11 protein-coding genes and 1 riboswitch are annotated in these 16,007 nt (G+C 35.0%); of the genes, 4 read left to right on the plus strand and 7 right to left on the minus strand.

The features are described from left to right. The first annotated feature begins 15 nt into the window (after window positions 1–15). Window positions 16–630, plus strand: coding sequence for an arsenate-mycothiol transferase ArsC (locus BD847_RS11285; RefSeq protein ID WP_115888389.1), 615 nt, complete (start codon window positions 16–18; stop codon window positions 628–630). Between the two features lie 18 nt (window positions 631–648). Here BD847_RS11285 and BD847_RS11290 read toward each other — a convergent pair whose 3' ends face one another. The 3 genes from BD847_RS11290 to BD847_RS11300 all read right to left on the minus strand — a co-directional run bounded on the left by BD847_RS11290 (window position 649) and on the right by BD847_RS11300 (window position 4,176). Continuing rightward, window positions 649–2,127, minus strand: coding sequence for an aminotransferase class V-fold PLP-dependent enzyme (locus BD847_RS11290; protein WP_115888390.1), 1,479 nt, complete (start codon window positions 2,125–2,127; stop codon window positions 649–651). A gap of 173 nt (window positions 2,128–2,300) precedes the next feature. Then, entirely contained in the window at window positions 2,301–3,290 is a 990-nt protein-coding gene (locus BD847_RS11295; protein WP_115888391.1) for a TlpA disulfide reductase family protein, read from the minus strand. Between the two features lie 242 nt (window positions 3,291–3,532). Continuing rightward, a riboswitch (SAM riboswitch) is annotated at window positions 3,533–3,633 on the minus strand. Between the two features lie 297 nt (window positions 3,634–3,930). Beyond that, window positions 3,931–4,176 (minus strand): hypothetical protein, encoded by a 246-nt coding sequence (locus BD847_RS11300; protein ID WP_115888392.1) that lies wholly within the window; start codon window positions 4,174–4,176, stop codon window positions 3,931–3,933. Window positions 4,177–4,391: 215 nt separating this feature from the next. On the opposite strand from BD847_RS11300, the gene BD847_RS11305 reads away from it, so the two are divergent. The 3 genes from BD847_RS11305 to BD847_RS11315 all read left to right on the plus strand — a co-directional run bounded on the left by BD847_RS11305 (window position 4,392) and on the right by BD847_RS11315 (window position 8,504). Continuing rightward, window positions 4,392–4,658 carry a hypothetical protein gene (locus BD847_RS11305; RefSeq protein ID WP_115888393.1) on the plus strand — a complete coding sequence of 89 codons (267 nt, stop codon included), beginning with the start codon at window positions 4,392–4,394 and terminating at the stop codon, window positions 4,656–4,658. 148 nt (window positions 4,659–4,806) lie between these two features. After that, entirely contained in the window at window positions 4,807–8,064 is a 3,258-nt protein-coding gene (locus BD847_RS11310) for a PAS domain S-box protein (RefSeq protein WP_115888394.1), read from the plus strand. Between the two features lie 47 nt (window positions 8,065–8,111). After that, window positions 8,112–8,504, plus strand: a complete 393-nt coding sequence (locus BD847_RS11315) for a response regulator (RefSeq protein WP_115888395.1) — start codon at window positions 8,112–8,114, stop codon at window positions 8,502–8,504. Between the two features lie 215 nt (window positions 8,505–8,719). Here BD847_RS11315 and BD847_RS11320 read toward each other — a convergent pair whose 3' ends face one another. The 4 genes from BD847_RS11320 to BD847_RS11335 form a co-directional block, all read right to left on the minus strand. Then, on the minus strand, window positions 8,720–10,921 hold the full coding sequence (locus BD847_RS11320; RefSeq protein WP_115889001.1) for an alpha-galactosidase: 2,202 nt from the start codon (window positions 10,919–10,921) through the stop codon (window positions 8,720–8,722). A gap of 262 nt (window positions 10,922–11,183) precedes the next feature. After that, the gene (locus BD847_RS11325) at window positions 11,184–12,527 is read right to left on the minus strand and encodes a DUF6055 domain-containing protein (protein WP_208641798.1); all 1,344 of its coding nucleotides are present in this window, start codon (window positions 12,525–12,527) and stop codon (window positions 11,184–11,186) included. 93 nt (window positions 12,528–12,620) lie between these two features. Next, entirely contained in the window at window positions 12,621–13,829 is a 1,209-nt protein-coding gene (locus BD847_RS11330) for a M24 family metallopeptidase (protein ID WP_115888396.1), read from the minus strand. 44 nt (window positions 13,830–13,873) lie between these two features. Next, entirely contained in the window at window positions 13,874–15,997 is a 2,124-nt protein-coding gene (locus BD847_RS11335) for a family 43 glycosylhydrolase (protein ID WP_115888397.1), read from the minus strand. Between the last annotated feature and the right edge of the window lie 10 nt (window positions 15,998–16,007).

The raw sequence follows: 16,007 nt of genomic DNA on the forward strand, positions 1-16,007 counted from the left end.
TACGACCAAAAAACTATGTTATATTCAGAAATTGAAACTACTATTAATTCATTTGATTTTGATCAGATCTCTGCAGGTCGCAAAAATGTTCTTCAGCCATTGATAGACTATATCCAAAACAAAGTTGACAATGAGCTGGAAATCAGATTAAACTTAATTTGCACACACAATTCCAGAAGAAGTCATTTATCACAGGTTTGGGCACAGACTGCAGCTACCTATTATGATGTAAAAAATGTAACATGTTATTCAGGAGGAACCGAGGCTACGGCATTGTTCCCGATGGCAGCCGAAACTTTGAAGGATTCCGGATTTAGGATCAAAGCTATTTCAGAAGGTTCAAATCCGGTCTATTCAATTAAATTTTCAGCAAATCAACATCCTATAATTGGTTTTTCTAAAACATATGATGATGATTTTAACCCTAGAAACGAATTTGCAGCAATAATGACCTGTTCACAGGCTGACGGCGGTTGTCCGTTTATTGCCGGTGCCGAGAAAAGAATTCCGATTACTTTTGAAGATCCAAAAATTTCTGACGGAACACCACAACAGAAAGAAACCTATTTGAAACGCAGCCTACAAATAGGAGCTGAAATGTTTTATGTATTCTCACAAATCAAAAAATAAAACATTCATAAGTCATGCTTACTCCAATTCAAACCATTCATTAACTTCTCTTGCGATTGTATCTGTAATTCCAGGATTTTCAAATTCATTTGTTGCAGGATTATAGACGTAATCTTTCTTCCATTTTTTGTAATTCAATGCTACTTGCTCAATTGCATTACAGATAAACAAAAGTTCTTCATCTGTAGTTATTGGATGAAGTGACAAGCGCACCCAGCCCGGCTTATTGGTCTGATTTTTCTGCAACAACTCATTTGTAATTGCTCTGGATCTTTTCTCATCAATATTGAACAAATAATGCGCATACGTACTTGCACAAGACCATCCGCCACGAACCTGAATACCAAAACGATCGTTTAAAAGTCTAACAATTAAATTGTAATGAATATCTTCAATCACAAAAGAAACACAGCCAATACGTTTGGTTTGTAAATCTCCTAAAATAGACAAACCTTGTATCTTTTGGAGTTTCGAAAAACAAAGATTTAAAAGCTCTTTTTCTCTCTTTGCGATTCGCTCGACTCCCATTTTTTCTTTTAATTCTAAAGCCAATGCAGCTCTAATTACCTGCAAAAATCCGGGTGTTCCTCCATCTTCTCTTACTTCTATTACATCACTGTAACAATAATTTCCTGACGGATTGGTCCATTTTACATTTCCACCGCCCGGGTTATCAGGAAAATCAGATTGATATAATTTTTCATTAAAAACCAAAACACCGCAGGTTCCGGGCCCTCCCAAAAATTTATGCGGAGAAAAGAAAATAGCATCTAATTGTTCTTCCGGATCTTTTGGATGCATGTCAATTTTTACATAAGGTGCCGAAGCAGCAAAATCAACAAAACACAATCCTCCATTTTGATGCATGATTTTAGCCAAATCGTGATAAGGCGTAATAATTCCTGTTACATTTGAACAAGCTGTAAACGAACCGATTTTCAGACTTCTATCTGCGTATTTTTTTATCTCTTGCGAAAGAATATTGGGATCAACTAAATTGTCTTCATCAGCAGGAAGAATTACCACATCAGCATTAATTTCATACCACGGAACCTGATTCGAATGATGTTCCATATGTGTAATAAAAACAACTGGCCGATCTTTTTCATCTTCATAAATTTTTCTCAAACCTATAATACGCTGCAATTTTGATAATGCTGCTGTCATTCCTGTGCCAGTTGTCACTAAAACATCAGAATCATTGGCATTAACCAATTTTTTAATTATATCTCTGGCATATTGATATGCGTAAGTCGAAGTCTTTCCTGTCTGACTAGAAAGTGAATGCGTATTGGCAATCATCGGACCAATTTTGTTTAGCATAACATCTTCAATCGGCGCGTATAATCTTCCGCTGGCAACCCAATCTGCATACAACAGATTTCGTTCCCCATAAACCGATTCGAAAGTATGATCTATTCCTACTGTATTTTCTCTAAATTTAGAAAAGTAACACTCAGATTCTGTTGGTTTTGTTGTTGGTTCAATAGCATTCATTTCCCTATCATTTTTAAATTAACAAATTGTATTATAAATTGAATTTCGCAATATTGTCATTCCGAGGAACGAGGAATCTCACGCGTAACTCGACAAAGATTGACGAGCTTCTATATGGATTCTCTAGTGTGATTCCTCGTTCCTCGGAATGACAAGATTGTGTATTTTCTTTATTAAATTTTACTTTCCAAAAGCGATTTCAATGTCGATTGCAACTCTTCTCCATGAAGATTTTTGGCAACAATAATTCCTTTGGAATCCACTAAATAATTGGCCGGAATTGCTCTAACACCATATAATTTAGCTACAGCACTGTTCCAGAAAAGCAAATCGGAAACATGAGTCCATGTTAGATTATCATCCTGAATACCTTTGATCCAGTTTTCTTTCTTTTTGTCTAATGAAATCGCAATTATATTAAATCCTTTATCGTGAAATTCTTTGTAAGCCGCCACAATATTTGGATTTTCTCTTCGGCATGGACCACACCAAGAAGCCCAGAAATCAACTAAGGTGTAGCCTTTAAGATTTTCAGAAAAACGAATTGGTTTTCCCTCAGGATTATTTGCTGTAAAATCAGGCGCTTTTTTTCCGACTGCTAATCCATCAAGCACAATTGCCAGTTCTTTTAATTCTTTCACGTAAGTGGTACTTTGTTGGCTTTTATCTAGCAAAGCAATATTTTGCGTGATTTGTTCCGGAGTTAAACGATACGACCAGTTTCTGTATAAAACATAAGCCGAAACAATCGATGCCGGATGTTCTGTAATGAATTTACTGATTTCAACGTCTTTTGTTTTTTTATACGTTTCAAACAAATCCTGAGCAGTAGAACCTTCAACAACTGAATTCGTATAATATTTTTTCGGACTTAATTTAACTGTAATTGGCCCTTTTTCCAGAAAAATATACAATGGCGAATCTGCTGTATTAACGCTTAAACCATACAATTCCGGCGTTTTAACTTTAGTTTTAAAACTAAAACTTCCGTCTTTTACTTTTACCGAATCAATCGTGGTAAACATCTTATTGTGAAACTTTTGCAGGTAAACATATTGTGCAACGGTATCGACAACAGTACCTTTTAATTGCAAATTATTTTCCTGCGCCTGTGTTTGGAATATTCCAAGAAATAGAGCAAAACCTAATAGTATTTTTTTCATTTTATTTTGAGTTTTAAGATTATATAAGAGAATGTCTGGCCAATGTCAGAAGTCAATAGCAATAGCATTTATAAGAAAATTGAGGAGAGAAATTACGGCTTCACATTCGAAAGAAAGCAAAACTGTTTTCTTCGAAAATTGAATTTAAAAGTTCATAACCGGCGTATAAAACTGAATCTGTTTTCATTTTAAAAAAGTAAAGATTTAACATTGATGATCTTATCCGATTTTAGCAATCTTGTTTCTTATCTGTCCCACAAAACGGGAAGGATTTAGCACCTTATTCGGCAACAGGTTGCTAAGACTTCATTGGGCCAATTCCCTCAGTCTTTCTGGATAAGTATCATTATATAAATTTTGAACAATGCAAATATATACTAATTCTATTGATTTAGTCAAGTATTAAATTAAATATTTTCAAAAAACATGATACAAGCTTTACAATAAAGCTATAACAAACTAATCTACAGATAATTAACAATTATAAAAAACTTATATAATCATCTTAAAAAACAAAAACAAACGAGTTAAAATACTTTAATTTAACTCGTTTGTCTTTATTTTTACTTTTTAATTTCTGCAGCTGATTCTGCAGATGTAAGGAATTTGATAAAAAAACCTCTTAACAATTGCTTCCTTTTTATTGGAATGAAATTGTATCAGACAAGTTTTCTGCGCTGATAAAGGCTTCAATGTATTGTTGCACTTCACCTCTTTGCTCTTTTTCAGTTTCAAAAGTGTTAATATGAAACTCTTCGTCCTGATCTAAAATATGGATAATTTCTGTGTATCCTTTAGAGATCAGGCTTCCTTTTAATTTAATTACCGTGAGCTGCTGGCGCGGGTCCAAATCTTTTCTCACTTTAAGATGTATTGCTTTCTCCACTGCTAAAGATTTGTTGGTTAGAAGATTATATTTTCAATTTTCAAATATAATTATTTTAATTCTGACTTTGAGCCCTGTAAATGTTAAAAACAGCTACTGAAAGTGGAAATTTAACAATGACTTAAAAAAATTATGTAAAACTTAATCTGGTGAAAATTGTAATTTTAAAACCCTAAATAACAACACCTTACAAACTCCTAACAAAATCCCTCGCCATGAACTCAAAAAACAATCATTATCCAATGCGGAAATCAACTGATAACGCAACTTCATATGAAGAGCAACTGCTGCTGAATTATGATGCGTACTTACAAGGCACATTATCTTCTTCAATTTCTACCAAAAGGCATTTTATTCCTATTAATGATGATTTAGATCAAGATCTTGAGGAAGATTTCGAAGCTGAATATGATGAAAATGACTGGGAAGAAGAGACTATTGAACCAGAAACTTTTTCAGATGATGGATTTAAAGTTGACTAATCGAAGACACTTAACAAACTAGCTTCGAAAATAAGGTTTGAACAACAGCAACCTAAAAACATAATTTTTTTTTACTGAAAATTATATATTTTTACTTCAAATCATCAGTGGCAAATCCATTAGATGCAATCATGCCAAAATCCTCAATTTGAACAACAACAATCTTGTTTCCGACTATTATTTCCTTCAAAATGGAGGAGAATCAGCCCAGATTATCCAAAATATAGACTGGAGCAACCACTCGTTGGGAACTCCAGAAACGTGGCCCGAAAATCTAAAAAATACTTTGGCAACACTGCTTTCATCCAAATTTCCAATGTTTCTTTGGTGGGGTGATGATCTTATTCAGTTTTATAATGATTCGTATCGGCCAAGTTTGGGTAATGATGGAAAACATCCAAAAGCCATGGGAGGAAAAGCTATTGACAGCTGGCAGGAAATATGGTATTTTATTCATCCATTAATTACTAAAGTATTAACCACGGGAGAAAGTATTTGGTACGATGATTTGTTGCTTCCTATTTACAGAAATGGTGCGCTTGAAGATGTATACTGGACCTTTAGCTACAGTCCGGTGAGGGACGATAACCGTGAGATAAAAGGCGTATTGGTTGTTTGTACAGAAACCACAGAAAAGGTACATTACAATCAAAAACTGGAACAAAATAAGGACGAACTTGAGTTTGCAATTAATGCCGCTGAATTTGGAACCTTTGATCTAAATCCAAAAACCGGTAGGTTTTCAGCCAATGACAGGCTTAAAAATTGGTTTGGCCTAAAATGCGGTGATGAAATTCTTTTAGATGATGCATTAGCCGCAATATCAGAATTAGACAGACAACGTGTTATAGACTCGATCTCTACAGCACTTCGTTACGAATCCGGAGGCAAATACGATATCGAATATGATATCATCGATCCTCAAAGCAAGTCTAGCAGAACCGTTCATGCACTAGGAAAAGCATGGTTTGATGAGAACCAGACAGCGTATCGTTTTAACGGAACACTTCAGGATATTACTGAACATAAAAAAGCTACTGAAGAACTTCACAAATCAAGACAGCTCACAGATCTTACTATCAAAAGTATGGGTCTAGGGCTTTTTAATGTTGATTACACGGACAATAGCATAGATTATTCACCGGAATTTAGTGTACTACTTACCGGAAGTAAAAAAACTGATTTAAAGAGAAAAGATTTTTTAAAATACGTACATCCTGATGATTTGCACCTAAGAGCAGATGCTATTCAAAACGGAATTGAAAGCGGTACTTTTTATTATACACCGCGAGTAATTTGGGATGATGGCAGTATTCATCGCATTGCCGTTTCGGCTTCACGAATATTTAATGCCAAAGGAAAAGCAGCCGCATTTTCAGGAACAGTAGTAGATATTAGCGAACCAGAAAATAGTCGACTGGCGTTACAACAAGCTGAATCAAGACTCGAGAAAAGTAAACTTGAAGCTGACCGCCTTTTCCAGAATGTTACTGACAGTTCGCCAACCGGATTATGGCTTTCTAATAAAGAAGGTATTCTTAATTATTTCAATAAAACACTTATTGATTTTACAGGTCTGCCATATGAAGAACTACTTGCAGGCAATTGGTCGACAGTAATTGTCCCTGAAGATTTACAACAAACAAAGGATGCTTACTTAGAAGCAATTGCCAGAAAAGGGCATTTTGATGTGCTCTTTCGTGCCAGAAAAAACAATGGAGAAATGGTTTGGTGCAGAGCTGCCGGTGATCCTTTCTATGAAGCAGATGGCCAATATGGCGGATATGCAGGTTTTTGCATGGATATTGATGAAATAATTTCGGGTCGCAAAGCCGTTACAGAAATTCAGCATCAGGTGACCTCCATGATTGAGCAATCGCCGGTAGGAATATGTCTCTTTACAGGCGATGATATGAAAATTGAAATTGCCAATGATATTATGATTGGCTATTGGGGAAAAGACAGATCAGTAATTGGATACGCTTTAGAAGATGCTGTTCCAGAATTGAGAGGACAATCTTTTCTCGAAATTCTACAGGAAGTTTATCGCACCGGCGAAACCTATTATGGTCATGCCGTGCCAGCAGAACTAAAAATAAACGACGTCGTAAGCACTTATTATTTCGAATTTACATACACTCCAATCAGAGATTCAAACGGAAAAATTTACGGCGTAATGGATATCGCCATCGATGTTACTAAGCAGGTCACTTCATCTGTAAAACTTGAAGAAGCTAGAATAGCGCTCTCTGGTGCTGTTGAATTAGCTGAACTTGCGACCTGGCAACTTGACGCTCATAATAATACGATAACTTGTTCGGATCGTTTCAAAAATTGGCTTGGTGTTACAAATAATACAGCTGAAAGAGATGTATTCCTGGAACTAATTCCCGAGCCTTACAGACAAAAAATTGCGCTGTCTTTAGATGAGGCGTTGAGCAACTCCACTGAAAATTTTTATGATTATGAATTTTCTATTGTCAATCAGATAACTGGACAACCTCGCATAATTCATGCTAATGCTCAGGTACTGTATTCAAAAGACGGTCTTGTAGAAGGCATAAGTGGCACTGCACAGGATGTAACCAAAGAAAGACAGCTTCAGGAAGAATTAAAATTTAAGGTAAAAGAGAGAACCGCAGAACTCCACGCAGCCAATGCCGAACTGGAAATCAATAACCGTGAACTTTCGCAATTTGCTTATATCGCTTCACACGACTTACAAGAACCAGTACGAAAAATAAGTGTGTTTACGGATATGCTAAAAAACAGTCTGAATAAAGATCCGCAAAAAGTGAGCCTCTATCTGGATAAAATCTCAACTTCTGCCCGAAGAATGGAAAATCTTATTAAAGATGTTCTTCAGTTTTCCCGCCTGACCAATATTTCGCAAAAATTTGAACTTGTCAGCCTTGACGATATTATGGCTGATATCTTAACCGATTTTGATCTGACAATCGAGCAAAAAAATGCTTCTATTCATGTTGGAAAATTACCTCAAATTGAGGCTATACCGCTTCAGATGTCGCAACTTTTTGGAAATCTAATTTCTAATGCTCTAAAATACAGCAAACCGGATATTGCACCGGAAATTTCCATAATGGCTGAAAAATTGTCTCCATCTGAAAAGGAAGAAAACGGCCTGAAAAATGATGTGGAATATTTCAGAATACGCATTACGGATAATGGTATAGGATTCTCGCAACAATATGCAGAACAGATATTTAATATATTCCAGCGTTTGCATGGCAATGACCAATTCGCAGGAACCGGTATTGGCCTTGCTATGTGCCGAAAAATTTTGCAAAACCACAATGGAACTATCAATGCGGCCTCTCATGAAGGTATAGGAACAATTTTTACTATAATAATTCCTGAAACCCACGAAAAAATAGAGGGTTTTTAACATATATAATGTGAAAATTGTATATTTACTCCCTCTTACAGCAATAGATGAAAACCATTTTTTTAATTGATGATGATCCAGATGATCGCGAAATTTTCGCTGAATCATTATTATCTGATCATCCGTCATTTTTTTATCGTGAGGCCGAAAACGGTGCTGCAGCATTTGCATTATTGCAATCGGAATCATTTGTTAAACCAGATTTGATCTTTTTAGATCTTAATATGCCCATAATGGACGGAAGGGTTTTCTTAAAAAAGATAAAAGAGGATCCCGCTTTAAACAATATTCCTGTAATCATTTATTCTACATCTTCTAGTGAAGCTGATAAAATGTTTGCTGCAGAACATCAGGCAGCACTTTTTTTGACTAAACAATATTCTTTAGAGCTCATACGCGCAGATATTCGAAAAGCTTTGGAAAGTTTTCTAGGCCTGTAAAAATCTCGAAACCCAAATCCGTTTTGCTTTTCATAATTAGTTCTTTTGCTTTACAATCATATGCTTCAATAAAAGCTAAATCAAAATAAACTTTGAACTAATTAATAAAGATATAGCCCCTTTTTGAGAGGCTATATCTTTATTAATTAGTTATGAAATTTAGCTTTGAACTAAAAACTAGTTTGGCTAATATTTCCAAATATATCTGTTTCAACTTATTCAACATTTGTAATTTCAAGAATAACACTGCTTTCTTGTCTGGATGATGAAGTCTTCAATCCAATTTTCATTAAAAAATCACCGGAAAAAATAGTTCCTGATTCTTCAAATGTATTTTTACTATTCGGCATAGTATTAATTTCTTTTACCTGATATTTTTTAGCAGGATCTAATCCGTTTAGTTTTACAAAACCATAATTAGGATCGGTTAATGGATGCAGTGTATAAGAGAAAAGCACCGATTTTGTTTTATCCTCATTAACGTACATCAATACTGCCCTGCTATCTTCATAAGGAGAAACCAAACGATACAAATCCCCTTGTCCAATTACGGTGCTTAATCGCTTATAATTGGCGACTGCTTCCTGACAATATTTCAACTCGTTTTCTTTGAGATCTGCGACATGAATATCAAAACCCAGTTTTCCCATCATGGCAACATCTGTTCTGAACTTTATGGATTGTTTTCCCATAGAAGTTACATGATTGCAAACTGCCAATGCAGGATAAAAATTAGAATAACCCCATTGTATAAAAATGCGATCAAAAGGATCTGTATTGTCGCTTGCCCAAAACTCAGTAAAATAATTCAGCATTCCGTAATCAACTCTTCCTCCGCCTCCGGCACAGAGCATCATTGGCAAATTTGGATATTTGGTCTTTATTTTATCCAAAACCTTATATAATCCTCTGGTGTATTCAATGAACAAATGAGATTGTTTGTCTTTCAAATAAGTCGAATATGCACTGGTCATCATTCGGTTACAATCCCATTTAAAAAAGGCAACGCCCGATTGTGTCTGCATAATATCATCTACAACCTTAAAAACAAAATCCTGTACTTTTGGATTTGCTAAATCCAATACCAACTGCGTTCTATAAAGACTTTTTTCTCTGTTTGGCAGACTTAAAACCCAATCCGGATGTTTCTCATACAATTCGCTTTTTTCATTAATCATTTCCGGTTCGATCCAAATACCAAATTTCACATTTGTTTCTTTAGCTTTTTGCATTAGAAAACCAATGCCATCCGGAAGTTTCGTTTTCGTAGCTTCCCAATCTCCTAAACCTGATGTAGAACCACTTCTTGGATATTTATTTCCAAACCAACCATCGTCCAGCAAGAACATATCGACGCCTAAAGTTTTGGCATCATCAAACATTTTGGATAATTTATTCTGATCAAAATCAAAAAAAGTAGTTTCCCAATTATTCAATAAAGTTAAACGAGGTTTCTCCCCATCTTTTATTCCATATTTTCTTGCCCAGTTATGCAAATTTCTACTTGCCTGCCCTTTTCCGTTATTAGAGAAAGTATAAATAAAAGGAGGTGTTTTGAATACTTCCCTTGGTTCTAAACTATACTCTGAAGCAAACTCATTGATTCCTGAAATAACTCTTAACTCATTGTTATTATCAAGCTGAAATGTAAATTTGAAATTTCCCGACCATGCAATCGAACCCGCAATAACCTCTCCGGTGTTTTCTTCCGATTTTGCATCTAAAGAAAGAAAAAAACTTGGTGCAGAAAACATGTTGGTTCGTACTCCTAATTGTGAATCAATAACTTTGCTGCCACGCGTAAGCTGACTTTCTTCCATTCTCATTTCTTCTACAACATCACTATAAAACTGAGTCAGCCAATATTTATCTGCATCTAAATGAAGTGCCGAAGATGCAAAATTGTAGAGCGTTACGGCTTTTTTCTCCTCATGTTGTATTTCCGACCACGATTCTATTACATTTTCCTTATTGAATACTTTGTAATAAAGCGTAACATAAACAGGATATTGAGGATCCTTTAACTTAATACTGGTTTCTGATATATTAGAATCAATTTTCTTTGTAATATGACTTTGATATTCTAATTCTAATGAGGGATTTTTATCATTGTGCGTAATGCGAATAGCAGGTTCAAACAAATTGTCTGTACCAAAAGTCGGATACGCCGAATGACGAAGATCGATTAAAGGATTACCATCATTTATAACAAACTTTTTAGTGTTTTCTTTTGAAACGAATTCGTATTCTGAACCATTATTTAGCTTTGCGCCAAAATAGGTTTGATACAGTTTTTTATTTTTCCCCACTTTCAAAACTAAAGCTGAATTTTCGGTTTCAATTTTAATTAGTGAACTTTCCTGTGCCTGAACAGCAGAAAAAAAGATTGTAAAGAATAAAAGTAATAATCGCTTCATTTTTTTATTTTTTAATGATGATTTAGAAGTTTTAATTAATCTGTTCGAGATGACAATTAAACACATAGAAACATAGATTACCTTTCTCTAAAAAAGAAGATAAAAAGAAACTAGTTTCTAACACATAGCTGATAAATATAGCCCGAAGTTTCAACTTCGGGGACACAAAAATTGATGATTTAGAAATTAACTATGTTTGTTGTTGCAAGTGAAACGCCTTTTTAAGCGCAACAAAATCTATGTTTCTATGTGTTTAAAATTTTCATTGCAAATCAGCAAGCGTTGTTCCTGATAATTGAAATTCATACGGCCATTGTTCGTCCGGCGTTTTATCAGCATTATCGCCCCATCTTTTTGGTCTTTGCCAATGTTCTGTTGGCGCACCTAAAACTACCAACCATAAATGCTCGGTATCTTTTGGCACTTTAAAAGAAACTTTTCCAATGTTTTGTTTGAAGGTTTTGCTGTACACTCGTTTTCCATTTTTAAGCTGACTTACAAAACCATATCGCCAGCCTGCTTTTTCTATTTTTACTTTTGAAAAACCATCTGCTCCGGCAATTCCTTTAAAGTTTAATTCCAGTTTTGTTCCCGCTTTAGGAATCGTAAGTTTTATTCCGTTATAACCATAATTTTGAGGACAATTTATCGAATCTACTCTGTACCAATTGTCTTTCAATTTATTAATTTTAGTAAAATGTTTATTTGCATAAGGTTTGGCTACAGAATCGATTCTTTGTAAATCCCAGGTAATAAACCTTCTCGAAGCATCAAACATTTCATCATTAAATTGTTCCTGATTAATGGCATTTAAACGCTTGTAGGTCATCACGGCATCTTCACCTTCTTCAGAATTACGCATTAGTTTTCCAAAGAAATCTTTTCCGTGTTTTTGCGACCAATATTCTATTACATAAGGCGAATGATACATATTATACGGATGCAGAAATCCGTAATGTGTCCCTTTTAAATAATCGACTAAATGATAATTTTCAAAAGTCATCCAATCTGAATAAACCTGCCAAAGCATATATTGCGCCGACATTTCCATTATGGCACCGTCAGGCCCTTTTCCTGTATCGGCATGGCTTAAATATTGAAAACTGTGTCCTAATTCATGCGCCAAAACGCCATAAGGTTCTTTATTTACGCGGACGGCCGGTGTCCAAAAAATTCCAATTTTATCTTCATCGCCGCCACCAAATGCAGTTTTTTCTTCACCTTTAAATACAAAAACCAAAATTTTATACTTGTCAATAAGCGAATGTCCGGATTGAACCAATTTTAACTGGTTTACAAATACATCATAAATCCGTTCACATTCACTCAGCATTTTATCAGGATTAAATCGCTCAATTTCTTCTATATTATTCGGTGGACATTTGCCATAATCTTTGTGCCAGAAGATTGCAAAATTTTCTGAGGTAATCATGTACTCAAAGTTGTAGTCGCTCTTTGAATCTTTAAAGTCATTATTCTCAGGCAGCATCCATACTTTCTTAGGAATATAGAGTTCTTTCTTTTTTATTTCCTGAGCCGAAACAACGAAAAAAGCACCGTAGATGATGACTATTAAAAACTTTACAAAAGGACTTCTATTTTGCATTTAAGCTTGATTATTAATGACCTAACAGGTTTTAGAAACCTGTTAGGTCTAATTGATTACTAAATGATGTTTTATTTCAACTCTTGATTCGTATTAATATCCAAAAGGATTATCGACACTGTGCATTGGTGTAGTAAACCATTTTGGACCATTTTCAGTCATATAAAAATGATCTTCATGTCTGATTCCGAATTTTCCAGGAACACAAATCATTGGTTCATTACTTACGACCATACCTTCCTGTAGTTTTATTTCGCTTCCGCGGACTAAATACGGATATTCGTGAATATCAAGTCCGGTTCCATGCCCTACTCTGTGAGGCAATCCCGGTAAATCATAATCCGGGCTTAATCCCGCTTCTGATAATGTTTTTCTCGCTGCATCATCTACAGATCCGCATGACGCGCCAATTTGTGCGGCTTCAAAAGCGGCAAACTGAGTTTTCTGTTCTAAATTCCAAATGGTTTTATATTCTTCTGAAGGTTCGCCAAAAGCATACGATCTTGTAATATCAGAAAGATATCCTTCAAGTCTGCAGCCAGTATCAACAATTACAGCATCATTTTCTTTTAAAGGCTGAGGAACAGAAACACCGTGAGGATATTGTGTATCATCGGCAAACAAAACAATACAGAAATAAGAACCAGAAGAAATTCCAGCTTTTATATGCGCTTTATTAATAAAGTCAGTCACTTCGCTAACTGTAATTCCAGGTTTCAATATTCTTGCAGCGGCTCTTTGCACCTCCATTGTAATATCTTTTGCTCTTTGAATTATGGCAATTTCATTTTTAGATTTCTGCATTCTGCATGCCGAAGTAATTTGCTGCGCCGTTATAAAATCATACGAACTATTTGCTTTTGCAATTCCGTCAACTAAAAAATAAGCCGCCGATTCATCAATAGCAATTTGGCCGGAAACATTTTTAGCTTCTAATAATTTTCCAAACAAAACATATGGAGATTCATGTTCTTCCCAACTATTAATAGTCGATTGCACTTTCATATATTTTTTGAAAGTACCTTCTTCAAATTTTGGAGCGATATATTCTAAAGAACCGTCATCAAACAAAATACCTCCTACCATTCTTTCTGAAGCACTCCAAAGTGTTCCAGTAAAATAATACAGATTTGTTCCAGCATTAAGATAAAGTGCTTTTACAGAAAGCGTTTTCATCAACTCAACTGCCTTTTTAATACGTTCCTGATATTCTTCTAATGGAATAGCCTGAACACCTTGAGTTCTGTTTTCTATTTTTTCTAATTCAGCTATAGCATTTGAGCCACCTATACCTTTTGTCATTTTTATATATTTTATTATTGAAAAGCCTAAATTAGTATTTATTCTTATTTTGGCTTTGACTCATTCATCAGTTTAACTATTTCCTGTTCTTTAAGTGCATAATCATACAAGCGTAATGAAGCAATAAATCCCGAGAAATTCTCTCCAATATCTGATGCGCCAATTATAATCTTGGCTTTGTCAATAGCCGATGAAAGCAACATATTTTGCGAATTATCCAAAACGCCGTCTACATATACTTTTTCCACAACACCATCAAAAGTCAAAACGATAAAGTGCCATTTGTCTGCTTCTGGGACTTTAGTATATTTCATATCAAAATGACCATCTAAATGAACTCCTGCACCATAATTTCCGCTATTGTAAGCCAAAGCATTATAGGAATTTGCCAGACCAAATTCATTTCTGTCACACCATGAAACCAAGATTTCTCCTTCTTTTGGAATTCCAGGATTTTTAACCCAGGTCGCTACAGTGTATGAACCATTCCAAGCCAAAGTTTTTGGCACTGCTTTATCTAAAGTAAAAGCGCCGTTTTTGAAATTAAAAGCTTTTATTCCATCGACTTTTTCTAACGTTACGTCGCCACTTTTGGTAAAAATCCCGGCAAGTGAACCTTTGTTAGAAATCTTATTTATTGCATTTCCCTGAATTTTATTGGCATCAAAATCTACCAATAATTTCTTAGTACTTTTTACAGCCGGAAGATTTTTCGATGCTGCATTCTGCAATGGCAACGGAAGATCAAATAGAGAACTATACACTTTAATATTCCAAACGGCTGGATAAAGACCCATTTTTTCAGTACCAAAAACAGTAAGTTTAATGTATTGCGCTCTTACATCATTGTCATCAATCATTGGACTTCCTGCTGTTCTATTTTTTGATTTATCTGCGAACAGATTCCATTTTTTTCCATCATCAGAATACTCCAATTTATATTGATAATAATAACTCGCAAATTCAAATTGCGTCATTATTCTTTTAATCGTTTTTTGAGAACCTAAATCAATAATTAGATTTTGAGGAGTAGTATTGTCAGCTGCTTTCCACATTGTGGCATTATTATCGTCAGTTGCAAATGAAGGTTTGTATTCATAATCATATTGCGTAGATTTTAAATGATAAAATGAAGATGCTTTTATTTTAGCTCCAAATGCAATATCATCTGGCACATTCGATTTAACCAAATCGTCAATTCCTTTGCTTGAAGGTACCACTTTTGCGATTGTCGAGTCGTTCTCAAAAATCATTCTATCAACGCAAACTTGTCGAGCCATTCCGCCTCTTGTCATTGGATAATCGTGTTTGTGATAAACAATGTAATAATCATCTTTATCATGTAAAACAGAATGATGACCGGGGCCATGAACCGTCTGATCTTCGTTGGTACTCAAAATCGGATTATTTTTTCCGGGTGTAAAAGGTCCATAAGGCGAATCCGAATAGGAATAACGCACATTATATGTTTCATCATGACAAGATGCTCCGGAATACATTAAAATATATTTAGACCCTTTTTTCATCATATAAGCTGCTTCAAACGGTTCCGGAGTTTGCTCTAATGGAATATTCTTCGAATTAACCATTTCGCTCAAATTTTTCTTTAATTCTCCTACCGCGTAACCTCCATTATAATGTACCCAGGTTCCCCAATATCCATATATTTTGCCATCAGTATCTTTAAAAAATTGTGCATCAAGTGAAGGAAAATTTTCCCTTGGATATCCGTTTGAAATGACCGGAACATCATTCTCGCTTAGTTTTTTCCATGGTCCAACAGGAGTATCTGAAACGTAACCATATATATTACAGCCTATTTCGCAGTTTCCAAAATACAAGTAATATTTACCGTCATCACCTTCAACAATATCTGGAGCCCAAAAATTGGTAATTGATTTTGCCGAAAAAGACGGAATTTCCATGATGTAATTGTACCAGTTTTTAAAGTCTTTACTGTACCAAACTGTCGGTGCGCCGGAAGCCAGCATTTCGTTATCTGTAGTTGCATAGATATAATAAATGTCTCCAAACTTTTTGATAGTAGGATCAGCAAACCAGCCCGGCAAAATTGGATTTTTTGCTTCGGGAATATTTACCTCAATTCCTTTTTGAGCAAAAATTGTTCCCGTAAAAGCTAGTATAATAAGACTGTAAAATAATTTCATTTTTCTGTAA

It is taken from the genome of Flavobacterium cutihirudinis (assembly GCF_003385895.1).
Taxonomy (GTDB): Bacteria; Bacteroidota; Bacteroidia; order Flavobacteriales; family Flavobacteriaceae; genus Flavobacterium; species Flavobacterium cutihirudinis.